The sequence below is a fragment of the Streptomyces cinerochromogenes genome, assembly GCF_014648635.1.
GTDB classification, from domain to species: domain Bacteria; phylum Actinomycetota; class Actinomycetes; order Streptomycetales; family Streptomycetaceae; genus Streptomyces; species Streptomyces cinerochromogenes.
The window spans coordinates 609,543-632,621 of record NZ_BMRM01000001.1 but is presented as its reverse complement, the minus strand read 5'-3'; the positions used below and the strand labels follow the sequence as shown (position 1 = coordinate 632,621).

21 protein-coding genes are annotated in these 23,079 nt (G+C 72.0%); 11 read left to right on the top strand and 10 right to left on the bottom strand.

The annotated features are described in order from the left end of the window. Nucleotides 1–5 precede the first annotated feature (5 nt). The 3 genes from IEZ20_RS02720 to IEZ20_RS02710 are packed head-to-tail and all read right to left on the bottom strand — an operon-like array spanning nt 6 to nt 4,488. Nucleotides 6–950 carry a hydroxymethylglutaryl-CoA lyase gene (locus IEZ20_RS02720; protein WP_189294419.1) on the bottom strand — a complete coding sequence of 315 codons (945 nt, stop codon included), beginning with the start codon at nt 948–950 and terminating at the stop codon, nt 6–8. Further along, nucleotides 947–2,860, bottom strand: coding sequence for an acetyl/propionyl/methylcrotonyl-CoA carboxylase subunit alpha (locus IEZ20_RS02715; RefSeq protein WP_189294418.1), 1,914 nt, complete (start codon nt 2,858–2,860; stop codon nt 947–949). Before IEZ20_RS02715 ends, IEZ20_RS02720 begins: the two co-directional genes overlap by 4 nt. A gap of 11 nt (nt 2,861–2,871) precedes the next feature. Then, nucleotides 2,872–4,488 carry a carboxyl transferase domain-containing protein gene (locus IEZ20_RS02710; protein WP_189294417.1) on the bottom strand — a complete coding sequence of 539 codons (1,617 nt, stop codon included), beginning with the start codon at nt 4,486–4,488 and terminating at the stop codon, nt 2,872–2,874. A 107-nt stretch (nt 4,489–4,595) separates the two neighbouring features. Between IEZ20_RS02710 and IEZ20_RS02705 the strand changes: the two genes are divergently transcribed. From IEZ20_RS02705 to tesB, 4 genes are all read left to right on the top strand, one after another. Then, nucleotides 4,596–5,195, top strand: coding sequence for an SACE_7040 family transcriptional regulator (locus IEZ20_RS02705; RefSeq protein ID WP_189294416.1), 600 nt, complete (start codon nt 4,596–4,598; stop codon nt 5,193–5,195). Between the two features lie 384 nt (nt 5,196–5,579). Continuing rightward, nucleotides 5,580–7,172, top strand: coding sequence for a metallophosphoesterase family protein (locus tag IEZ20_RS02700; protein ID WP_229895844.1), 1,593 nt, complete (start codon nt 5,580–5,582; stop codon nt 7,170–7,172). A 147-nt stretch (nt 7,173–7,319) separates the two neighbouring features. Continuing rightward, nucleotides 7,320–8,477 (top strand): acyl-CoA dehydrogenase family protein, encoded by a 1,158-nt coding sequence (locus tag IEZ20_RS02695; RefSeq protein ID WP_189294415.1) that lies wholly within the window; start codon nt 7,320–7,322, stop codon nt 8,475–8,477. Nucleotides 8,478–8,513: 36 nt separating this feature from the next. Continuing rightward, nucleotides 8,514–9,380 (top strand): acyl-CoA thioesterase II, encoded by an 867-nt coding sequence (gene tesB / locus IEZ20_RS02690; protein ID WP_189294414.1) that lies wholly within the window; start codon nt 8,514–8,516, stop codon nt 9,378–9,380. 82 nt (nt 9,381–9,462) lie between these two features. Here tesB and IEZ20_RS02685 read toward each other — a convergent pair whose 3' ends face one another. From IEZ20_RS02685 to IEZ20_RS02670, 4 genes are all read right to left on the bottom strand, one after another. Next, the gene (locus tag IEZ20_RS02685) at nt 9,463–9,651 is read right to left on the bottom strand and encodes a hypothetical protein (RefSeq protein ID WP_189294413.1); all 189 of its coding nucleotides are present in this window, start codon (nt 9,649–9,651) and stop codon (nt 9,463–9,465) included. 360 nt (nt 9,652–10,011) lie between these two features. After that, entirely contained in the window at nt 10,012–10,431 is a 420-nt protein-coding gene (locus IEZ20_RS02680; RefSeq protein ID WP_189294412.1) for a hypothetical protein, read from the bottom strand. A 64-nt stretch (nt 10,432–10,495) separates the two neighbouring features. Continuing rightward, a complete protein-coding gene (locus IEZ20_RS02675) occupies nt 10,496–11,284 on the bottom strand; it encodes a phosphatase (protein WP_189294411.1) in 789 nt (262 codons plus the stop codon). Nucleotides 11,285–11,386: 102 nt separating this feature from the next. Then, nucleotides 11,387–12,940 (bottom strand): PucR family transcriptional regulator, encoded by a 1,554-nt coding sequence (locus tag IEZ20_RS02670; RefSeq protein ID WP_373303878.1) that lies wholly within the window; start codon nt 12,938–12,940, stop codon nt 11,387–11,389. A gap of 173 nt (nt 12,941–13,113) precedes the next feature. On the opposite strand from IEZ20_RS02670, the gene IEZ20_RS02665 reads away from it, so the two are divergent. Genes IEZ20_RS02665 through IEZ20_RS02655 form a run of 3 tightly spaced genes read left to right on the top strand, consistent with a single transcriptional unit; the run spans nt 13,114 to nt 17,293 of the window. Continuing rightward, nucleotides 13,114–14,574, top strand: coding sequence for a sodium:solute symporter family protein (locus IEZ20_RS02665; protein WP_189294409.1), 1,461 nt, complete (start codon nt 13,114–13,116; stop codon nt 14,572–14,574). A 56-nt stretch (nt 14,575–14,630) separates the two neighbouring features. Continuing rightward, nucleotides 14,631–15,611 carry an agmatinase gene (gene speB / locus IEZ20_RS02660; protein ID WP_189294408.1) on the top strand — a complete coding sequence of 327 codons (981 nt, stop codon included), beginning with the start codon at nt 14,631–14,633 and terminating at the stop codon, nt 15,609–15,611. Then, nucleotides 15,608–17,293, top strand: a complete 1,686-nt coding sequence (locus IEZ20_RS02655; protein WP_189294407.1) for a thiamine pyrophosphate-binding protein — start codon at nt 15,608–15,610, stop codon at nt 17,291–17,293. Before speB ends, IEZ20_RS02655 begins: the two co-directional genes overlap by 4 nt. Here the strand turns inward: IEZ20_RS02655 and IEZ20_RS02650 are convergent. Together IEZ20_RS02650 and IEZ20_RS02645 are read right to left on the bottom strand one after the other, a co-directional pair. Next, the gene (locus IEZ20_RS02650; RefSeq protein ID WP_189294406.1) at nt 17,290–17,499 is read right to left on the bottom strand and encodes a DUF397 domain-containing protein; all 210 of its coding nucleotides are present in this window, start codon (nt 17,497–17,499) and stop codon (nt 17,290–17,292) included. The genes IEZ20_RS02655 and IEZ20_RS02650 overlap by 4 nt on opposite strands. Nucleotides 17,500–17,507: 8 nt before the next feature. Further along, nucleotides 17,508–18,359: a helix-turn-helix domain-containing protein gene (locus tag IEZ20_RS02645; RefSeq protein ID WP_189294405.1), complete on the bottom strand. Its 852-nt coding sequence runs from the start codon at nt 18,357–18,359 to the stop codon at nt 17,508–17,510. 207 nt (nt 18,360–18,566) lie between these two features. Between IEZ20_RS02645 and IEZ20_RS02640 the strand changes: the two genes are divergently transcribed. After that, a complete protein-coding gene (locus IEZ20_RS02640) occupies nt 18,567–18,971 on the top strand; it encodes an ATP-binding protein (protein WP_189294404.1) in 405 nt (134 codons plus the stop codon). Nucleotides 18,972–19,031: 60 nt separating this feature from the next. Here the strand turns inward: IEZ20_RS02640 and IEZ20_RS02635 are convergent, their stop codons facing one another. Then, entirely contained in the window at nt 19,032–19,388 is a 357-nt protein-coding gene (locus IEZ20_RS02635; protein WP_189294403.1) for a peptidase inhibitor family I36 protein, read from the bottom strand. Nucleotides 19,389–19,556: 168 nt separating this feature from the next. On the opposite strand from IEZ20_RS02635, the gene IEZ20_RS02630 reads away from it, so the two are divergent. From IEZ20_RS02630 to IEZ20_RS02620, 3 genes are all read left to right on the top strand, one after another. Next, a complete protein-coding gene (locus IEZ20_RS02630) occupies nt 19,557–20,861 on the top strand; it encodes a hypothetical protein (protein ID WP_229895843.1) in 1,305 nt (434 codons plus the stop codon). A gap of 160 nt (nt 20,862–21,021) precedes the next feature. Then, on the top strand, nt 21,022–21,945 hold the full coding sequence (locus tag IEZ20_RS02625) for a serine hydrolase (protein ID WP_189294402.1): 924 nt from the start codon (nt 21,022–21,024) through the stop codon (nt 21,943–21,945). Between the two features lie 74 nt (nt 21,946–22,019). After that, a complete protein-coding gene (locus IEZ20_RS02620) occupies nt 22,020–22,952 on the top strand; it encodes a serine hydrolase (protein ID WP_189294401.1) in 933 nt (310 codons plus the stop codon). Nucleotides 22,953–23,079 lie beyond the last annotated feature (127 nt).

The window sequence follows — 23,079 nt, the reverse complement described above, 5'->3', positions numbered from 1 at the left end:
GCTGATCACTGGTCCTTGTGGGAGAGAGCGCGGACGGTACGGGACGGGCTGGGCCGGTCCAGGTGGGCGGCCATCCACACGCTCGTGGCGGTCAGACGGCCGAGGTCGACCCCGGTCTCGATGCCGAGGCCGTGCAGCATCCAGACGAGGTCTTCGGTGGCGAGGTTGCCGGTGGCGGACTTGGCGTACGGGCAGCCGCCGAGGCCGCCGGCGGACGCGTCGACCGTGGTCACGCCGTGCTGCAGCGCGGCCAGCGTGTTCGCGAGCGCCTGGCCGTAGGTGTCGTGGAAGTGCACGCCGATCTCGTTCGTCGGCACCCCGTTCTCGTTGAGCAGCGAGAGCAGTTCGAGGACGTGCCCGGGGGTGGCCACCCCGATCGTGTCGCCCAGGCTCAGCTCGTCGCAGCCCATGTCCCGCAGCGCCGTGCAGACCCGGGCCACCTGGTGCAGGGGGACGGCGCCCTCCCAGGGGTCGCCGAAGCACATCGAGACATAGCCCCGTACGTGCACGCCCTCGTCCTTCGCCCGCCGCACCACCGGCGCGAACACCGCGAGGGACTCGTCCAGCGTGCGGTTGAGGTTGGCCTTCGCGAAGGACTCGGTGGCGCTGGCGAACACGGCGACCCGCTCGGCACCGAGGGCCAGCGCCCGGTCCAGGCCCCGCTGATTGGGGACCAGGACCGGGAGTTCCACCCCGGACAGGCCGCTCACCAGCGGGTACAGCTCCTCGGCGTCCGCCAGCTGGGGCACCCACTTGGGATGCACGAAGCTCGTCGCCTCGATCGTCGTCAGGCCCGCGTCGGCCAGCCGCCGGATGAACTCCGCCTTGACCGACGTCGGTACGGCCATCTTCTCGTTCTGCAGACCGTCCCGCGCCCCCACCTCGTGGATCCGCACCCGCGCGGGCAGGTCCGGGGCCGGTACGACCATGGGCAGACCGTCGACGCTCATTCCGCTGCCTCCTTGGGGGCGATGACGGCCAGCACCTGGTCCATGGCGACCGTCGTGCCGGGCCTCACGTCCAGCTCGGCGACCGTGCCGGCGTGCGGGGCGGAGATGACGTGCTCCATCTTCATCGCCTCCACCACCAGCAGGCTCTGTCCGGCGACCACCTCGTCACCCACGGCGACCTTCACCACGGTCACCGTGCCGGGCATGGGGGCGGTGAGGGAGTCGGCGCCCGCGTGGGCCGCCTGGTTCAGCGACGCGGCCACCGGGTCGTGGTCGCGCACCAGCCAGGCGTCGCCGTCCCGGCCGATCCAGTCACCGGCGCGGCGGAAGGTGTGCCGTACGCCGTCCAGGGTGACGCTCACCCGGTCCTCGGTGACGGTGTGGCTGCCCCGGGGGGTGTACGCCAGGGGTTCCTGCACCCGGAGGTGGAAGGCGGGCGGCTTCGGGGTGCCGCCCAGGCGCCAGCCGCTCGGCACCGAGAACGGGTCCGTCCAGCCCTCCGCGCGCGGCTTCAGCGCCTGGAGCCGGACGGCCGCCGCCGCCTCGTACACCTCCTCCGGTACGTCCGTGTCGACCAGCTCGTCCACCACCCGCTCGACCAGGCCCGTGTCCAGCTCGCCCGCGACGACCGCCGGATGGGCCAGCAGCCGGCGCAGGAAGCCCGCGTTGGTCGGCACGCCCAGCGTGACCGTCTCCGCCAGGGCCGAGCGGAGCTTCCTGAGCGCCGTCTCCCGGTCGGGGCCGTAGGCGATCACCTTGGACAGCATCGGGTCGTACAGGCTGCCCACCTCGGTGCCCTCGGTGAGCCCGGAGTCGGTGCGGACGCCGTCGCCCTGCGGTTCGTCCAGCAGCAGGACCGTGCCGCCGGAGGGGAGGAAGCCGCGTGCGGGGTCTTCCGCGCAGATCCGGGCCTCCACCGCGTGCCCGGTCAGCCGCAGCTCCTCCTGCGCGAAGCCCAGCCGCTCCCCGGCCGCCACCCGCAGCTGCCACTCCACCAGGTCGAGGCCGGTGACGAGTTCGGTGACCGGGTGCTCCACCTGGAGACGGGTGTTCATCTCCATGAAGTAGTACTGCGTGGGGTCGCCGCCCGGGACGATGAACTCCACCGTGCCCGCGCCCCGGTACCCGCACGAGCGCGCCGCCTGCACGGCCGCCTCGCCCATCGCCGCCCGGGTCCCGTCGTCGAGCAGGACGGAGGGCGCCTCCTCGATGATCTTCTGGTGCCGCCGCTGGAGGGAGCACTCGCGCTCGCCGAGGTGCACCACGTTGCCGTGGCCGTCGGCCAGTACCTGGATCTCGATGTGCCGGGGCCGGTCGATCCACCGCTCCACCAGCAGGGTGTCGTCACCGAAGGAGGCGCGGGCCTCGCGGCGGGCGGCCGCGATCTCCTCCTCCAGGAGCGACAGGTCCCGGACCAGCCGCATGCCCTTGCCGCCACCGCCGGCGGAGGGCTTCAGCAGCACGGGCGCGCCCAGCTCACGGGCCGCCTCGGCCAGCTCCGGGTCACGGCCGCCGGGCACCACCGGCACCCCGGCCGCCCTCACCGTCTCCTTGGCGCGGATCTTGTCGCCCATGAGGGCGATCGCGTCCGCCGACGGGCCGATGAACACCAGCCCCGCCTCCTCGCAGGCGCGCGCGAAGGCCGCGTTCTCCGCGAGGAAGCCGTACCCGGGGTGCACCGCCTGGGCGCCGGTGCGGGCGGCGGCCTCCAGCAGGCGCTCCACCGACAGGTAGCTCTCGGCGGCCGGTGCCGGACCGATCCGTACCGCCGTGTCGGCCTCCCGGACGTGCCGCGCGTCGGCGTCGGCGTCGGAGAAGACCGCCACCGAGCGCACGCCCAGCGAGCGGAGCGTACGGATGACGCGTACGGCGATCTCGCCCCGGTTGGCGACCAGCACTGTGTCGAACACGGTTCCCCTCCTCACATCCGGAAGACGCCGAACTGGGGGTCTCCCAGAGGCGCGTTGGCACAGGCCGTCAGGGCGAGTCCGAGCACCTGACGGGTCTCCAGCGGGTCGATCACGCCGTCGTCCCACAGGCGGGCGGTGGCGTAGTAGGCGTTGCCCTGACGCTCGTACTGGGCGCGGACGGGGGCCTTGAAGGCCTCCTCGTCCTCGGCCGGCCAGTCCTCGCCGCGCGCCTGAAGCTGGTCGCGCTTGACCGTGGCGAGGACGGACGCGGCCTGCTCGCCGCCCATGACGGAGATCTTGGCGCCCGGCCACATCCACAGGAAGCGGGGGGAGTAGGCCCGGCCGCACATCGAGTAGTTGCCCGCGCCGTAGGAGCCGCCGACGACGACCGTCAGCTTCGGCACGCGCGTGCAGGCCACCGCCGTCACCATCTTGGCGCCGTGCTTGGCGATGCCGCCCGCCTCGTAGTCCTTGCCGACCATGAAGCCGGAGATGTTCTGCAGGAACACCAGCGGGATGCCGCGCTGGTCGCACAGCTCGATGAAGTGGGCGCCCTTCTGGGCGGACTCGGAGAACAGGATGCCGTTGTTGGCGACGATCCCGACCGGGTGGCCGTGGATCCGGGCGAACCCGGTGACCAGGGTCTGCCCGAACTCGCTCTTGAACTCGGCGAACCGGGAGCCGTCGACCACACGCGCGATGATCTCGCGCACGTCGTAGGGGGTGCGGGAGTCGACGGGGACCGCGCCGTAGAGCCCGTAGGGGTCGACCTTGGGCTCGACGGCCGGCCGGACCTCCCAGGGGAGGGACTGCCGGGCGGGCAGGGTGGCCACGATGTTCCGGACGATCCGCAGCGCGTGCGCGTCGTTCTCGGCGAGGTGGTCGGTGACCCCGGAGACACGGGAGTGCACCTCGCCGCCGCCCAGCTCCTCCGCGGTGACGACCTCGCCGGTGGCCGCCTTCACCAGCGGGGGACCGCCGAGGAAGATCGTGCCCTGGCCCCGGACGATCACGGCCTCGTCGCTCATCGCCGGGACGTACGCCCCGCCGGCCGTGCACGAGCCGAGGACGGCCGCGATCTGGGGGATGCCCGCGCCGGACATCCGCGCCTGGTTGTAGAAGATCCGGCCGAAGTGGTCCCGGTCCGGGAACACCTCGTCCTGCATCGGCAGGAAGGCCCCGCCGGAGTCGACCAGATAGACGCACGGCAGCCGGTTGTCCAGGGCCACCTCCTGGGCGCGCAGGTGCTTCTTCACCGTCATCGGGTAGTACGTGCCGCCCTTGACGGTGGCGTCGTTGGCGACGATCACGCACTCGCGCCCGCTGACCCGCCCGATACCGGCGATCACGCCGGCGGCCGGGGCCTGCCCCTCGTACATCCCGTCGGCCGCGAGCGGGGCCAGCTCCAGGAAGGGCGAGCCCGGATCGAGCAGCGTGTCCACCCTGTCCCTCGGCAGCAGCTTGCCGCGCGCGGTGTGCCGGGCCCGTGCCTTCTCGCCGCCGCCGAGGGCCGCCGCGGCCAGCTTGGCGCGCAGCTCCTCCACGAGCGCGAGATGGGCCCGTTCATTGGCTCGCCAGGCCTCCGACGCGGGATCTGCCGCGCTCTGAAGCTCCGGTGCCTCGTGCATCCTGCGGTCCCCTCACCCGGTGATCGAACCTGTGATCCGCTGTTAATGAGCGTTAACCATTGCCACCAGGTTAACGACCGCTAACCTCGCTGTCTAGAATTGTCTGCATGGCCAGCAGAACCGACGCCCCCACCCGCCGCGAGCAGATCCTCAAAGAGGCCGCGCGGCTCTTCGCCGAGCGCGGTTTCCACGGCGTCGGCGTCGACGAGATAGGTGCCGCGGTCGGCATCAGCGGCCCCGGCCTGTACCGGCACTTCCCGGGCAAGGACGCGATGCTCGCCGAGCTGCTCGTCGGCATCAGCGGGCAGCTGCTGACCGGGGCCAAGCGGCGCCTGGCGGAGTCCGACGGCCACAGCGGCCCCTCCGCCGTCCTGGACTCGCTGATCGAGGGCCACATCGACTTCGCCCTGGACGACCGCCCCCTGATCACCCTGCACGACCGCGAGCTGGACCGCCTGCGCGACAGCGACCGCAAGCTGGTGCGGCAGCTCCAGCGGCAGTACGTCGAGCTGTGGGTGGAGGTGGTCCGCGAGGTGTACCCGGGCCTGACCGAGCCCACCGCCCGCTCGGCGGTCCACTCGGTCTTCGGCCTGCTGAACTCGACCCCCCACCTCGGGCGCGCCGGCACCCTGCCCGGCCGCGGTGCCACGGCCGAGCTGCTGCACCGGATGGCGCGGGGGGCGTTCGCGGCGGCCGGGGCGGCGTGACCGGGCGGACGACGACGAGAACGCGCCCCCTGGCGTGCGGGCCGACGGGGCACCGGGTGCGCCGGCGGGTGCGGGTGATGCCGGCCGGGTGCAGGTGACGCCGGCTGGGTGTCGGTGAGGTCGGCTGGGTGCAGGTGATGCCGGCTGGGTGTCGGTGAGGTCGGCTGGCTGTGGGTGATGCCGGCTGAGCGCGGGTAATGCCGACCGGTTGTGGGTGACGTCGGCCGGGTGCGGTGGGCCGCGGTGGCTGTGGGGTGCAACGCGGCGAGGGGTGTAGGCCGTTCGCCTCCGTGGCGGTGCGCGCCGCACGGGGCTCGCTCACGATTCCAGGTGCGACCTCGGCGTTCGGACGGGCCGGCGTCCGGGGCGCGCGAACGGAGGAACGTGAGCGCGAAGTACTGGAAGGCCGCCCTCGCGATGGCGAGCGTGCTGGCCGTGACGGTCCCGACGGCGGAGACGGCCACGGCGACGGCTGCGACGGCGACCGCAGCGACCACGGCGACGGCTGCGACGGCCACGACGACGGCCATGGCGGCCACGGCGGCCCCGGCCGCGGCGGCGTCCGGGCGGACCGCGCCCGACCGCGCGGGACCACGGCCACCCGGGCCGACCCCACCGCCCGGAGGGGGCGGCGGCGAGGCCTGGTCGTGGACCCAGCTGACCGGCCAGGGAACCCGGATCCGCTATGTGTCCACCGACCCGAGCCACAGCTGTCCCACCGTGCGCTACACCTACGGCGGGGTCAGGGCCGGGCACCAGCTCCAGACGGTGAGCACCCCTGCGGGGACGAAGTTCCCGACCACGGTCTGCGAGGTGGGGGTGCCCCTCACGGCCTCCGGCGCGGTCCTCGACGCGTCGACCGTCCAAGCGGCCACGGTGCATCCCGGGAACCTTCGGCTCCCTCTGCCGGAGTGGACCGCCACCACGCGTCCCGCCAGGATCGCGGTCGTCGGCGACACCGGCTGCTCGGTCCCGAAGAGCGGGCCCGTGCAGGACTGCGCGGACCACCAGAACGGCTGGCCCTTCGCACGCATCGCGACCAGCATCGTCGGCAGGACGCGGCCGGACCTCGTGATCCACGTCGGTGACTTCCTGTACCGGGAGGACCCCGGCAGGGAGAACGACAAGCCGGCGAACCCGGGCTGCACGACGAGCGCCGACGCCGCCGGCTGGGCCTGTGTGGTCGCGGACTTCTTCCGGCCCGCCGAAACGCTGCTGGCCGCCGCACCGCTCGCACTGACCCGGGGCAACCACGAGGACTGCAACACCGCGCATACGGGCGGCGCGGGCGGTGCCTTCTACCGTTACCTCGCCGACCAGCTGCGCAGCGACGGGAAGTGCATCGACTATCCCGACCCCGTGGTGATCGACGCCGGCGCCCTGGGCCTCGTCGCCCTGGACTCCGCGTTCGCCGACCCGAAGGACAGCGGCAGCACGGCAGGGCAGAGCATCTACACCCGCCAGTTCGAGACCGTGAACCAGGCCGCGCGGAACAATCCGGCCAGGGACTACTTCCTGTTCACGCACAAGCCGCTGTGGGCGGTGAGGAGCACCGCGACGACACCGCCGACCTGGTGGACGCACGTGCTCGCCGGCGCCGTGGCCGGCACGAACCTGGGCCGCCTGGCCGACAACGTGCGACTGGTGCTGTCGGGGCACATCCACCTCTACCAGATGATCGACTTCAACACGCGCCGCCCGCCCCAGCTGACGGTGGGGTCCTCCGGCGGGACCCTGGAGCACGGCCCGGACGACAGCAAGGTCGTCGGAACGCCGATCGGCGTCCCGCCGCAGCCCGTGCACCAGTCCGTCACCCAGGAGCAGGCCGGCACGGGAGGGCTGGGGGTCTTCGGGTTCGCGGACCTGCGCTACGGCGGGGGAACCTGGAGCGTCGCCTTCCGCAACAGGAACGGCGACGTGCGGGGCCGGACCTGCACGCTGAGCGGGAGCCTCACCCAGAAGTCGTTCAGCTGCTGAGGCACCCGGCGTGCGGCGCGCGCGGCGGCGCCGCACGCCAGGGTGACGAGCGTTACTCCCGTCCGCCCCTGGACCACTGCGCGTACTCGCCGGTACGGTGAATCTGAGCAAGCGCTTAGACATGCCGAGGTACGTGGAGGTGGCGGCGTGCGCCGTACGGTGTTCAACGAGGATCACGAGGCGTTCCGGGAGACCCTTCGCGCCTTCATCGAGGCCGAGGTCGTGCCGGTCTACGACGAGTGGTTCGCCGCCGGCCAGGCGCCGCGCGACTTCTACTACAAGCTCGGCGAGCTGGGCATCTTCGGCATCAGCGTGCCGGAGGAGTTCGGCGGCGCGGGCCTGGACACCCACAAGTTCGAAGCCGTCATGTACGAGGAGACCGCCCGCGCGGGCGTCCAGTTCGGCGGCTCCGGCGTGCACGTCCTGCTCGCCCTGCCCTACATCAAGATGCTCGCCACCGACGAGCAGAAGAAGCGCTACCTGCCGAAGTTCGTCACCGGCGAGGAGATGTGGGCCATCGCCATGACCGAGCCGGGCACCGGTTCGGACCTGGCGGGCATGAAGTCCACCGCCAAGCTCTCCGAGGACGGCACGCACTACGTGCTCAACGGCGCCAAGACCTTCATCACCGGTGGCGTCCACGCCGACCGTGTGATCGTCTGCGCCCGCACCGCCGCGCCCACCGCCGAGGACCGCCGCCACGGCATCTCCCTGTTCGCCGTGGACACCAGGTCCGAGGGCTACTCCGTCGGCCGCAAGCTGGACAAGCTGGGCCTGCGCACCTCCGACACCGCCGAGCTGGCGTTCGTCGACGTCAAGGTGCCGGTCGAGGACCTGCTCGGCGAGGAGAACAAGGGCTTCTCCTACCTCGGCCACAACCTGGCCTCCGAGCGCTGGGGCATCGCCTTCGGCGCCTACGCCCAGGCCAAGGCCGCCGTCCGGTTCGCCAAGCAGTACGTGCAGGACCGCACCGTCTTCGGCAAGCCGGTCGCCCACTTCCAGAACACCAAGTTCGAGCTGGCCGCCTGCCAGGCCGAGGTGGACGCCGCCGAGGCGGTCGCCGACCGCGCCCTGGAGGCCCTGGACGCCGGCGAGCTGACCCCCGCCGAGGCCGCCTCCGCGAAGCTCTTCTGCACCGAGGTCGCGCACCGCGTGATCGACCGCTGCCTCCAGCTGCACGGCGGCTACGGCTACATGAACGAGTACCCGATCGCCCGCCTGTACGCGGACAACCGCGTCAACCGCATCTACGGCGGCACCAGCGAGATCATGAAGACGATCATCGCCAAGGACATGGGCCTGTAGGACGCCGGTAACCACTGGCCGGTACAACTACCACCCATGAGCCAGGCACTCCAGGATCTCCTCGATCTGCTCGACCTGGAGCAGATCGAGGAGGACATCTTCCGCGGCCGGTCCCGCTCCGCCGTCGTCCCCCGCGTCTTCGGCGGGCAGGTGGCGGCGCAGGCGCTGGTCGCCGCCGGGCGGACGGTCCCCGCGGACCGGCCCGCCCACTCCCTGCACGCGTACTTCCTGCGCCCCGGCGACCCCGGCGCGCCGATCGTCTACACCGTGGACCGCATCCGTGACGGCCGGTCCTTCACCACCCGCCGGGTGGTCGCCGTCCAGCACGGCAAGCCGATCTTCCACCTCTCGGCGTCCTTCCAGACGTACGAGGAGGGCCTGGAGCACCAGGCGCCCATGCCGGCCTCGCCCGACCCGGCGACCCTGCCCACCTCCCAGGAGCGGCTGCGCGGCTACGGCCACCTCGCGCCCGAGGTGGTGGAGCGGTTCCTGGAGGCCCGCGAGGCGATCGACCTCCGGTACGTGGACGAGCCGCCGTACGGGCAGTTCGGCGCGCCGCGCGAGCCGCACAGCCAGGTGTGGTTCCGTACCAACGGCAAGCTGGACGACGATCCGCTGCTGCACGTCGTCCTCGCCACCTACGTCTCCGACATGACCCTGCTCGACTCGGTGCTGCTCGCCCACGGGCGCGGCGGCTGGGCCGTCGGGGACGTCGTCGGGGCCTCCCTGGACCACGCGATGTGGTTCCACCGGCCCTTCCGCGCCGACGAATGGCTGCTGTACGACCAGGAGTCGCCGTCCGCGCACGGCGGCCGCGGCCTCGGCCAGGCCCGCATCTACACCCAGGACGGGCGGCTCGCCATCTCGGTGATCCAGGAGGGCGTGGTCCGCGTCCCCCGCTGACGCCCCCGGCCCCGCCGCACACGCCAGGAGGCGGACGGCAACCCCTCTCGGGGTCTTCGTCCGCCTCCTGGCGTGCGGCGGATCAGCCGACGTGGGCGCAGCCCGCGTCGCCCCACAGGGCGTGCGTGTCACCGGCCGAGGCGGCGCCGCCGGACTGCCAGCAGTAGCCGATGTCGAAGCCGATGTCGCCGTCGTGCGCCGCGGCGGGAGCGGCGGCCACGAACCCGGCCGCGAGCAGACCGGCGAGAGCGAGGGATATGCGCCTGAGCATGGGGTGTCTCCTTGTCGTCGGGGGACCTGCCCCGACTCTCCGGCAGGGGGCGCCGGCCCGCACTCCGGAAGGTACGACCGGGTGGTGCCGCTCCGGCCTGCCCCGGTCCGCTTCTGCCCTGCTTCGAGATGACGTGTGACGCATGGGGGACTAGGCTCTTCGAGTGAAGGCCGCAGCGAACGGCGTGCCCGGTATACCCCGGTATACGAGGAGCCCCAGACCGTTCCGTTCAACCGGCTGCGGCAACACCTGAAGACCGAGCGCCGCGCTCTTTTCCCACGTGGAGCGGCGACGGCCATCACCTCGTGTCTTCCCCGGGAGCCGCGAGAGACGATGGAGATAGAAGGTATTCCCATGCGATCACAGCGCACGAGGCGTCTTGTCGCGTTGTCCGCCTCCGGCTTGCTGCTGGCGGGCGGAGCCGCGATCGGCACGGCCGGGACCGCCTCTGCCGCGGACCACGGCGACCACAGCTCCTACAGCAGCAACTGGGGAGACCACGACAACGGACGTCACCACGGCGACAACGGCTGGGGCGACGATGACGACGACTACGGCTACGGCGGCGACCACGGCGGCTATGGCGGAGACCACGGCGGCTATGGCGGAGACCACGGCGGTGGCGGAGACCACGGTGGCTACGGCGGAGACCACGGCGGTGGCGGAGACCACGGCGGTGGCGGCGGTCACGGCGGTGGCGGCGGCGGTCACGGTGGTGGCGGTCACGGCGGCGGTGGCGGCGGCCACGGCGGTGGCGGCGGAGGAGGCGGCCACTGACACGACCAGCCTCTGAACCGGATGTGCGGCCCCGACACCGGGGCCGCACCTCTTGTGTGAGGCCCCGTCAGGCCAGGCCCGCCTCGGCGAGCAGGTACGCCGTCATGGGGTCGTAGTAGCGCGGGCTGACCACGTGGTCGTCCAGCGGCACGACGACCTGCACGGTGCCCTCCGACTCGGCGAGGAAGAGCGCCGGGTCGTTGCTGTCGGCGTACCCGACGGAGTCCACGCCGTGCTGACCGGCGTACCCGGCCCAGCCGTGGTCGGCGACCACCAGGTCCGGCAGCGGGCGTCCCTCCCGCTCGAGTCCCGTCAGAATGGCCCGCATCGGCTCGCCCGAGTGGGTGTGCCACAGCGTCGCCCCGTGCTCCAGCACGGCGACGTCCGCGAACTGCATGACATACCCCTCGTCCGTCTGCAGCCCGTCCGGGATGACGACGATCTCACAGCCGGCGGCGCGCAGCGCGGCGGCCGTGGCCCGGTGGACGTCCAGCAGGCCGCCCGGGTGCCCGGTCGCGAACAGCACCCGCTGCCGTCCCTCGGCCGCCTTGCGCAGCCGCGCCGCCATCCGGTCCAGCGCGTCCACGGTCAGCTCGGGGTCGATGGTGTCCTGGCCGTACCGGTACTCGGGGTCGTCGTTGACACCCACCCGCTCGGCCATGACCGCGAGCACGTCCTGCTCGTCCGTCCAGCGGTCGCCCAGCTCCAGGCCGAACCAGTAGCCCCGGACACCGTTGGCGAGCTGGCGGTAGTGGGAGAGGTTGTTCTCGCGGGGCGTGGCGACGTCCCCCGCGATTCGGGTGCGCACCAGGTGGTCGACGAGCTGGGCGCGGCTGGGTGTCCCGGGTATCGGCATGCCTCTCATTGTGAGGCAGCAACCGGCCCGCGTCCTCGGCATATCGCCCGCTGGGACGGGGGTCACTCGGCCGTGCCCCCGGTTGCGCCGACGGCCGTGCCCTCAGCTCCGCCGCAGCGCGAACCACAACTCCATGCGCACGTCCGGGTCGTCCAGGTCTGCGGCCAACAGGGCGGCACAGCGGGCGATCCGCTGCCGCACGGTGTTGCGGTGCACGTCCAGCGCCACCGCCGTACGGTCCCAACTGCCGTGCAGGGACAGCCAGATGCGCAGGGTCTCGGCGAGCGCGGGCCGCTCGGCCAGCGGCGCGAGCAGCGTACGGGCGTGTGTCTCGGCGTCCGCCCGCGGCACCAGGTCCTCCAGCGCCGGGCGGGCGGCGTGCCGGACCAGCGGGGTCCGGGTGGCCCGGGCCCGGGCGAGGGCACGGGCGGCCTGGCTGTCGGCGGCCGGCCACTCCCGCGGCCCGGTCGCGGCACTCACCCCGAGCGTCCAGCCCGGCTGCGGCCCCGGATCCCGGTCCGCCGGCACCAGCACCCGTACGACGTCACCGGCGAGGTCGACCAGCGGCGAGCCCAGGGCGGCGCCGAGCGCGGAGGCGGCGACCGCGTCCGGGGCCTGCGCCTCCGGACGCGCGCGGACGACGAGCCACTCGCCCGGGCCGAGCAGGGGGGCCACCTCCTCGGGCGGGGCGCCCAGCAGGAGCCGTACGAGCGCGGAGGACCGGGCCGCGCCGGTCCCGCTCTGCTGCTCACCGGTCAGCAGGGACAGCAGCACGGCGGCGACGGAGGCGATGGTGTGGTCACCGGGCTCCCGGCGGGGGGTGGCCACGCCGAGCACGAACCCCTCACCGGCGCCGAGGGCGTAGACGGCGAGGTGGACGGCGCCGTGGGTGTCGGTGGCGGAGGTGGGGGTGGCCGGTGCGACCGCGGAGCCCGGTGAGGGGCTCGGGCGGCCGGTCCGGTCCGGGGCCGTCGCCGCCCTGCTCGCCGGCCGCACCACCCCGGCCAGCTCCGCCAGTGCCGCGAGCGCGCTCTGCGGTGTCTCCCGGCCCGCTCCCGCGATCTCCGTGCCGTCGGGCCCGTACAGCACCGCGCGACCGCCCAGGCGCTGGGCCAGCTGGCGCAGGACCGAGGGGACCGGGTCCGGCCGGGACGCGGCCGCCGCCAGGCTCTGCTGGGCCTCCGTGACCCGGCGCAGCTCGGCCAGCCGGGCCTGCGCCATCAGCTGCCACACCGCGCGGGCCACCCCGGAGAACGTGGTCTGCGGCGGCACCTCCAGCAGCGGCAGCCCGTACCGCTCGCAGGCGGCGACCAGGGCACGCGGGACCGTGTCGTGCACCGGGGCGAGACCGAAGCCGAGGGCCGCGCCGCCCGCCGCCACGATCCGGGAGACGTAGTCGTCGAAGTAGGTGCCCGAGCCGGCGGCCTCCGGGATGTGCACCCCGGCGGTCAGCAGCAGCTCGCCGCCCAGCAGGTACGGGTACGGGTCGGCCATCTCCGAGGTGTGCGCCCAGTGGATCACGGTTCCGGGATCCTCCGGCCCGGCGATCTGCCGCAGCGCGAGGTCCTCGCGGGCCAGCAGCGCCTGGAGGGGTACCGGTGGGGTCGGTGGGACCGCTGGGGTGATCGTCTCCGGCATGGTGTGCGTTCCCTCCATCCCACCCCGTGCATATGGATGAAACGTACACTTCGCAGTCGCTTTCCGGCCACCTACTGTCAAGTGAGCACGGCAGCCGCGGGTACGGGCGGATGTCCCCGCGAGCCGCTGCCGACCACCCCGAAGCACCTGCACGACACGCCACCGGACAGTGAGCGAAGGAGGGCCGCCCCATGGCCGTCGACTACACAGTGATCGTCGTCTATCTCGCCGGCATGCTGGCGATGGGCTGGTGGGGCATGCGCCGCGCCCGGTCCAAGAGCGAGTTCCTGGTGGCCGGCCGGCGCCTCGGCCCCGCGATGTACTCCGGCACCATGGCGGCGATCGTCCTCGGCGGCGCCTCCACCATCGGCGGGGTCGGCCTCGGCTACCAGTACGGCCTCTCCGGCGCGTGGATGGTCTTCACCATCGGCCTCGGCCTGCTCGCCCTGTCGGTCTTCTTCTCGGCCCGCATCGCCCGCCTGAAGGTCTACACCGTCTCCGAGATGCTCGACCTGCGCTACGGCGGACGGGCCGGCGTGATCTCCGGCGTGGTCATGTGGGCGTACACCCTGATGCTGGCCGTCACCTCGACCATCGCCTACGCCACGATCTTCGACGTCCTCTTCGACCTGAACCGCACGGTCGCGATCGTCCTCGGCGGTTCGATCGTCGTCGCCTACTCGACCCTCGGCGGCATGTGGTCCATCACGTTGACCGACATGGTCCAGTTCGTGGTCAAGACGATCGGCGTGCTCCTGCTCCTGCTGCCGATCGCCGTCGTCAAGGCGGGCGGCTTCGGCGAGATGAGGGCGAAGCTGCCGACGTCGTACTTCGACCCGCTGGGCATCGGCGGCGAGACGATCTTCACCTACGTCCTGATCTACACCTTCGGCATGCTGATCGGCCAGGACATCTGGCAGCGCGTGTTCACCGCCCGCAGCGACAGGACCGCCAGGTGGGGCGGCACGGTGGCCGGAACCTACTGTCTCGCCTACGCCCTGGCCGGCGCGGTGATCGGCACCGCCGCCAAGGTGCTCTACCCGAAGCTGGGCAGCCCCGACGACGCCTTCGCCACCATCGTCAAGGACGAACTCCCCGTCGGCGTGCGCGGCCTGGTGCTGGCCGCCGCCCTGGCCGCCGTGATGTCCACCTCCTCCGGTGCCCTGATCGCCTGCGCCACGGTCGCCAACAACGACATCTGGTCCCGGCTGCGGGGCATCGCCGGCCGGTCCGTGGACCACGACGAGGTCACGGGCAACCGCGCCTTCATCCTGGTCATGGGCGTCGGGGTGATCGGTACCGCGATCGCGCTGAACAACGTGGTCGAGGCGCTCACCGTCGCCTACAACCTCCTCGTCGGCGGCCTGCTCGTGCCGATCCTCGGCGGCCTGCTGTGGAAGCGCGGCACGGTCCAGGGCGCGCTGGCCTCGGTGATCGTCGGCGGCCTCGCCGTGATCGGCCTGATGGCCGGCTACGGCATCCTCGCCAACGAACCCGTCTACTACGGCCTGCTCGCCTCCCTCGCGGCCTACCTCGCCGTCTCCCTGGCGACCCGGCCCACCGACGAGACGGTCCTCGCCACCTGGCGCGAACGCCTCGCCGGCGGCCCGTCCTCCGAACTCCCGTCCGAACCGGTCCCGGCTCACCAGTAGAGTCGTAGGGATAGCAGTACATGCGCGACGAAGCGCAGGAAAGAAGGCATTTCATCATGAGCAGCAACGAGACGCCCCGCGGCCCCGTCGACTCCTCCCGCGTCCCGCGGTACGCCGGACCCGCGACCTTCGCCCGGCTGCCCCGCCTGGACGAGGTCGGCACCGCCGACGTCGCCGTGGTGGGCGTGCCGTTCGACTCCGGCGTCTCGTACCGGCCGGGCGCCCGCTTCGGCGGCAACGCCATCCGCGAGGCGTCCCGGCTGCTGCGCCCGTACAACCCGGCGCAGGACGCCTCCCCGTTCGCCCTCGCGCAGGTCGCGGACGGCGGCGACATCGCCGTGAACCCGTTCAACATCAACGAGGCCGTCGAGACGATCGAGGCCGCGGCGGACGACCTCCTCGGCACCGGCGCCCGCCTGATGACCCTGGGCGGCGACCACACCATCGCGCTGCCCCTCCTCCGCTCGGTCGCGAAGAAGCACGGCCCGGTGGCCCTGCTCCACTTCGACGCCCACCTGGACACCTGGGACACCTACTTCGGCGCCGAGTACACGCACGGCACCCCGTTCCGCCGCGCGGTCGAGGAGGGCATCCTCGACACCTCGGCCCTCTCCCACGTCGGCACCCGCGGCCCGCTGTACGGCAAGCAGGACCTGACCGACGACGAGAAGATGGGCTTCGGCATCGTCACCTCGGCCGACGTCTACCGCCGGGGCGCCGACGAGGTCGCCGACCAGCTGCGCCAGCGCATCGGTGACCGCCCGCTGTACATCTCCATCGACATCGACTGCCTGGACCCGGCGCACGCGCCCGGCACCGGTACGCCCGAGGCCGGCGGCATGACCTCGCGCGAACTGCTGGAGATCCTGCGCGGGCTGGCGTCGTGCAACCTGGTGTCGGCGGACGTGGTCGAGGTGGCGCCGGCGTACGACCACGCCGAGATCACCTCGGTCGCGGCCTCCCACACGGCGTACGAACTGACCACCATCATGAGCCGCCAGATCGCGGCGGCCCGGAAGGACGCGGAAGCGAAGTGACTCACGACCACGACCTGGTACTCCGCCCGACCGACCAGCAGACGGCGGCCGCGCTGAACCCCCCTCCCGGCCGGAACGGCGGAGACCTGGTCGTGGAGACACTGGCCGGGCTCGGCGCGACCACGGTCTTCGGCCTGCCCGGCCAGCACGCGCTGGGCATGTTCGACGCCCTGCGCCGCTCCTCCCTCCGCTATGTGGGCCTGCGGGTGGAGAACAACGCGGGCTTCGCGGCGGACGCGTACGGCAGGATCACGGGGGAGGCGGCACCGCTGCTGCTCTCGACGGGCCCCGGCGCCCTGACCTCCCTGGCCGCGCTCCAGGAGGCGGCGGCCGCCTCCGCCCCCGTGCTGGCGATCAGCAGCCAGATCCCGACGGCGGGCCTGGGCGGCGGCCGCCACGGCTACCTCCACGAACTCCCGGACCAGGCGGCCTCGTTCCGGGGCGTGGTGAAGTCGGTCCACACGGTCCGCACCCAGTCCCAGATCCCGTCGGCGATCGCGGCGGCCTGGAAGTCGGCCCTGACGGCCCCGCACGGCCCGGTGTGGGTGGAGATCCCGCAGGACGTCCTGCTCGCCGAGGCGTCCCTGCCGGTGGTGACGGCGATGGACGCGACCCCGGAAGGCCTGGTCCCGCGCCCCGAACTGACGGCGCTCGCAGCGCACTTGCTCTCGCACGCGGCCCGCCCGGCGATCATCGCGGGCGGCGGCGTCGTACGCGCGGACGCATCGGGCAAGCTGAAGGCGCTGGCCGAGAGGCTCCAGGCGCCGGTCGTGACGACGTTCGGCGGCAAGGGCGCGTTCCCCTGGAACCACCCCCTGTCGTTGCAGTCCTGGCTGGAGGACCGGCACACGACGGACTTCCTGGAGGACGCGGACGTCCTGCTGGTGGTCGGCTCGGGCCTGGGTGAACTCTCCTCGAACTACCACACGTTCAAGCCCCGCGGCCGAGTGATCCAGATCGAGGCCGACCTCGGCAAACTGGAGTCCAACCACCCGGCCGTGGGCATCCACGCGGACGCCCGCCTCGCGCTCCAGGCGCTGCTGGAGACGGTGGAGGAGCGCCCGGACGACAGGGCGCCGCAGCGGGTGCGGGACCTGCTGGCCCGCGTCTCGGAGCGCATCGCCTCCCAGGACCTGGCCCTGGAGCAGCAGGTCCTGGCCTCGGTCCGCCGCGCCCTGCCCTCCGACTCCCCGTCCTTCTGGGACATGACGATCCTGGCCTACTGGGCCTGGTCGGCCTTCGACGCCCAGGGCCCCAACACCATGCACTCGGCCCAGGGCGCGGGCGGCCTCGGCTACGGCTTCCCGGCGGCCCTGGGCGCGGCGGCGGCGGACCCGAGCCGACCGGTGCTGGCGGTGTCGGGAGACGGCGGAGCGCTCTACTCGATCGCCGAACTGGCCACGGCCCGCCAGTACGACCTCCCGGTCACCTGGCTGATCGTCGACGACGGCGGCTACGGCATCCTCCGCGAGTACATGACGGACGCCTTCGGTCAGGCGACGGCGACGGAACTGACCCGCCCGGACTACGTGGCCCTGGCGGAGTCCTTCGGCGTACCGGGGGTGCGTACGACGCCGGAGGCGCTGGAGGAGGACCTGACGAAGGCCCTCGCCACGCCGGGCCCGTCGGTGGTCGTCCTCCCGGCGGTGCTGCGGATGTTCGCGCCGACGCACCTGGGCTAGGACGGAGACCCCACGCCGGTGGAAGGCTCCTTCAGGGCTTCGACGAAGTGGCTGAAGGAGCCGGCGGGGAAGACGAGGGTGGCCCTGGCCGGGGCTTTGGAGTCGCGGACGGCTATGTGGGCGTCGAGGTCGGCCACTTCGACGCAGGCGTTTCCTTCGCCACCGCCGGAGAAGGACGACTTCCGCCATATCAGGGGGGTGGTCATGGTGCGCCTCACAGCTCCTTGGCCAGCTTGTGGATGAAGTCACGAGAACGCTCGGGTTCGAGCGACACAGCTTTTACCCTACGGAAGAGCGTTCGAAAGCGGTCCAGTTGGGCTTGGGCGTCGATGAAGACCGTTCCGTTGGGGCTGTCGCGCACCACGGTGTCCAGCTGGGGAACGGGGCCGCCCGCGTACACCATGGCGCTCCCCGCACCTGCGAAGGCGTCCAGCTCGAAAGGGATGACCCGCACGCTGACGTGAGGGGCGTCGGTCAGGTCCAGTATGCGGCTGAGCTGCGCCCGGGTCGCGGCGCGGTCGCCGACCCTGATGCGCAGCGCCGCTTCATGGATCACGGTGTCGTACGGGATCGCGTCGGGACGCTCGATGATGATCCTTCGCCTCATGCGGTGCTCCACCCGGCGCTCCAGATCGCTCTCCGGAAACTCCGGGTTCACGTACGAGAAGAGGGCGCGTGCGTATTCCTCGGTCTGGAGGAGGCCTGGGACGTGCAGGAAGTCCACGTCCCACCGGCAGGTCGCGTGATGCTCCAGTTCGGAGAGGTCCAGGAAGGAGTTGGGTAGCGAGCCCCGGTACTCCTCCCACCAGCCACAGGTCCGGTCGCCGGCCATGGCCACCAGCGCTTCGATCAACGCGGCGTCCGTGCAGGCGTAGTGCGCGGCAAGTCGACGTACACGCTCACCGCTCACGCCTGCCGTGCCGAACTCGATCTGACTCATCTGAGCCGAGTCCGTCCCGAGCAGCGCAGCTGCCTCGCGCCCCTTGAGCCCTGCGGCTTCGCGTAGTTTCCGCAGCTCCGCACCCAGACGCGCTTGGCGTGCGGTGACTTCTTTCCTGCGCGCCATGTCCTGCCCTCTCGTGCTCAACTGCCCCGAGGACGAACCTCGTTCGTGGGTAGGTTACGGCAATGACTTGCGCGGTCCCAAATTGTGGCCCTACTGTCGGTGACGTAGCGCACACGCAGCGGAAGCGCACCGCCCCGTCCTGCCATGACGGCCGCGGCAGAGCCACCGCGTGCGGACATCCCACCCCACGACCGGAGTTGACGACGCATGCCCGAAACCTGGGACTACACGCTCTACATCCCCAACGACCTCAGAGCCGTGACCGTCAGCCGCGGCACCCTGCGCCTGATCCTCACCCTGCACGGTCTGGCCGGCCTGGCCGACACGGCGGAGCTCCTCGCGACGGAGCTGGTGTCGAACGCCGTACAGCACACGAAGGGGCCGGCCGCGCTCAGGGTGCGCCGCACCCCGGAGGGCGTGGTGTGGATCGGCGCGTGGGACACCGACCCCGCACCGCCGGATCCGCCCCGGCCGCTGGACCAGGTCGCGGAACTGGAGGGAGGGCGGGGGCTGGGGCTCGTGAAGGCCTGCGCGGACTACTGGGGCTGGCAGCCGTCGGCCCGGTTCGGGGACCGGGGGAAGTACGTGTGGTGTGAACTGGGCGCTGCCTGAGGACGTCACCGAGGCCTGCGGCGGACGCTCCGCCCCAGGCCTCGTCGGCTGTCGAAGGGCTCAGCAGCCGCCCGGCCCCACCCCGTCCATCCGGCCGCCGAAGTCGCCCCCGTACTGGGAGCGCCAGTCGCCGTTGAAGACGTCGCGCTTCTCCACCGGGCCCCAGTTGATGAAGCAGGCGCGGGTCGAGGCGACGAAGGAGCCCACGTTGTCGTGGAGGTTCGGCGGCAGGTCGCGGTAGCCGCTGCGGGCCGTCCACTCCCAGTAGTCGCCGCCGAAGCCCTCACCGCTCCAGAAACAGACGGAGCCGTCGGGGCAGGCGGGCTGGGCGGCGCGGGCCGACGCGGTGTGCGCGGGCAGCAGTACGGCGGTCAACGCGAGGGCGGCGGCCAGCGTCCAGGAGCGGAGCTGCTTCATGGCTCTCCAGAGGGGGAGTCGGGGCGCCCGGCCGTGCACCGGGCACCGCCATGGTGGGGGCCGGCCCCCGGGACACGCCCGGGAGCAAGATCGCCGTCGCTGGTGTGAGGGAAGAAGTGGGACTAGTAGGACCGCGGACGCCCCTCGCGCGTACCTATCCTCGGCGGCATGAGCATCTCAACCAGACCTCGGTCGCCCAGAGTTCACCTGGCGGTCGGGCTCACCTTCGGCCTGCTGTTCCTCATGCTGGTCCGGGCCCAGCCCGCCGCCGCGGCCGGCACCCTGGACCCGATCGCCGACCCGGGCAGGATGTCGCTGGTGGCCGGGGACTTCGAGAGCCGCTGGCGGGCCGTCGACGCCATCGAGTCGAGCGGTGCCGTGACCGCGTACGACTCGCTGACGCCCCTGCTCGGCGGCAGCGGTCACAGCGGCTATCCGTACCTCTGCCACGGCAACCAGAACCTCAACACCTCGTACCGCGTCGACGGCTTCTGCTGGAACCAGGCCGACGACACGACCGGCAACTGGGTGCCCCAGGGCATCACCGGCTCGCACGACGCCCAGCCCGGCGGCACCTGGCTGAACAAATACGTGTACATCGCCTCCTGGCACAGCCGGAACACGGGGTCCGACGAGTTCGCCCGGATCTCCGTCGTGGACAACAACGGCGGCGACTCCACGATCTACAACCACATCATGCTGGTCGACCCCTACTGGGACACCGACACCACGGCCAACTTCCGCGCCGTCGGCAAAGCCGGCACCGCGCTCGCCGGCCACGCCGACGGGATCTCCTGGTACGGCAACAAGCTCTTCGTGGCCAGCGGGCACCAGATCCAGGTCTACGACCTGCGCCACCTCTGGCGCATGTCGGACAACTCCCAGGAGTCGGTCGGCATCAGCGGCGGCAAGTCCTCCGCCCGCTGGCACAACTGGGCCCTGCCCATGATCGGCCTGTACGTCAACGGAGCCAAGGGCGACCCCTGCACGGACCTCAACCCGTGCATGAACTCCCTCAGCCTCGACCGCACGGGCACGGACGGGCTGATCACCACCGAGTTCCGCCGCTCGACGGGCGGCGCCCCGGTCGTCCGCTGGCCGCTGGACAGCACGGACGCGCTGCTCGACACCGACGGCACCACCAACTACCGGGGCAGCGTCCACGCCACCGCCGGTTACCGCACCCCGGTCTGGGCGGTCCAGGGCGCGGCGACCGACGGCACGTACTTCTACTTCAGCGGCACCTGCCCCGAGTACGCCGACCGCGACCCCAAGGACTCGGCCACCGCCGACCTCCCGTACTGCATCCACTGGGCCAAGCCCGGCGCCTCACCGCACGTCCTCACCTACGGGCCGCCCCTCATCCAGAACCTGTCCTGGGCGCCGTCCTCGGGCCGGCTGTGGGGCATCAACGAGCGCATAGCCGCGGCCCCCGGAGTCCGCTCCGTCTTCTCCCTCGATCCGCCCAACTAGCCCACGGGGGGCGCGGGGTCGGTGAGAGTCGGGTAAGGAACTCCCTTTCGGCGAACACGCGTACAACTATCGAGCATCGTGGCGAGTCCGATCAGACAGCGCACGGGTGCGCTCAACGGCGTTCAGGGGGACGCCCGTACGACGTTCAAGGGGACTTTCCATGACTTACCGGACACCCGGCCGGGCGGGCGTGCTCGCCACCGCCGTCAGTGCCGCGCTGCTCATACCGGCCGTGACCGCCGCCACCCCGGCCGCCGCGACCACGCCCACCGTGACCTGTACGTCCGCCAAGGCGGGTCTGGCCGCGAAGCTGAAGAAGGACATCACGGCCGCCCTCGCGAACCGCAGGGGCACCGTCGCCGTCGGCCTGTACGACCGCAGCACCAAGACCACCTGCACCCTGCGGGCCACCAGCGCCTACGACTCGGCCAGCACCGTGAAGGTCACCGTGCTCGCCACGCTGCTGTGGGACGCCAAGAAGCACAACCGGTACCTGACGAGCACCGAGCAGTCGCTCGCCAAGGCCATGATCACCCGGTCCGACAACGACGCGACCAGCAAGCTGTGGAAGCAGCTCGGCGTGACGAAGATCAAGGGCTTCCTGGCCGCCGCCGGGATGACCAAGACCGTGCCCGGCTCGGGCGGCTACTGGGGGCTCACCCAGGAGAACGTCACCGACGAGCAGAAGCTGCTGAAGCTCGTCACCGCCAAGAACAGCGTCCTGAGCGACAGCGCCCGCGCCTACATCCTGAAGCTGATGGGCCAGGTCGTCTCCGACCAGCGCTGGGGCACCCCGGCCGGAGCGCCCTCCTCGGTCTCGGTGCACGTGAAGAACGGCTGGCTCCAGCGCTCCACGCACGGCTGGCGGGTGCACAGCCTCGGCACCTTCAACGGCGCCGGCCACGACTACGTGATCACCGTGCTGACGCAGGACAACAGCACGATGAGCTACGGCGTGACCACGATCCAGAACGTCGCCAAGGCGATCCACAAGGACCTGGTGCCGACCACGTCCGGTGTCACCCGCTACACCCCGACCAGCCAGCCGCGCGAGGCGTTCGTCGCCGTGCCGCCGCGGGGCTGAGCCCCGGGCGCCGCCGGGACACACCCGGCGGCGCCCGCAGGACGACCGAAAGACGTTCAAGGGGGAAGCACTTCATGACCCACCGGACCCACCGGACATCCGGCCGGACCGGGGCGCTCGCGACCGCCCTCGGTGCCACCCTGCTGGCCTCGGCCGGCACCGCCCTCCCGGCCGCGGCGGCACCCACGACCGGCGTCAGTTGCACGTCCGCGAAGCCGGGGCTGGCCGCGAAGCTGACGAAGGACATCACGGCCGCCCTGGCCGGCCGCACGGGCACCGTCGCCGTCGGCCTGTACGACCGTTCCACCGGCACGACCTGCACGCTGAACGCCGCCACCGCGTTCGACTCGGCCAGCACCGTGAAGGTCACCGTGCTCGCCACGCTGCTGTGGGACGCGAAGAAGAGCAACCGGTACCTGACCGACACCGAGGACGAACTCGCCACGGCCATGATCACCGAGTCGGACAACGACGCGACCAGCAAGCTGTGGAAGCAGCTCGGCACGGCGAAGATCCAGGGCTTCCTGACGGCGGCCGGGATGACCAGGACCGTGCCCGGTGCGGACGGCTACTGGGGGCTCACCCAGGAGAACGTCACCGACGAGCAGAAGCTGCTGAGGCTCGTCACCGCCAGGAACAGCGTGCTGAGCGACAACGCCCGCGCCTACATCCTGAAGCTGATGGGCCAGGTCGTCTCCGACCAGCGCTGGGGCACCCCCGCCGGGGCCCCCTCCTCGGTCTCGGTGCACGTGAAGAACGGCTGGCTCCAGCGCTCCACGCACGGCTGGCGGGTGCACAGCCTCGGCACCTTCAACGGCGCCGGCCACGACTACGTGATCACCGTGCTGACGCAGGACAACAGCACCATGGACTACGGCGTGACCACGATCCAGAACGTCGCCAGGGCGATCCACGACGACCTGGTGCCGACCGCGCCCGGCATCACCCGCTACACCCCGACCGACGCGCCGCGCGAGGCGTCCGTCGCCGTACCACCGCAGGGCTGAGGCCCCCCGGACGGGCCGCGCCGCGGTGTCACCGGGGCCGGGCCCGGCGGAGCGGTTCGTTACGGAGGGATGAAATCCGCTTCTCGGGGCGTTGGTGTCTTCCGGTAGAGCAGGTCGAAAGGAAGGC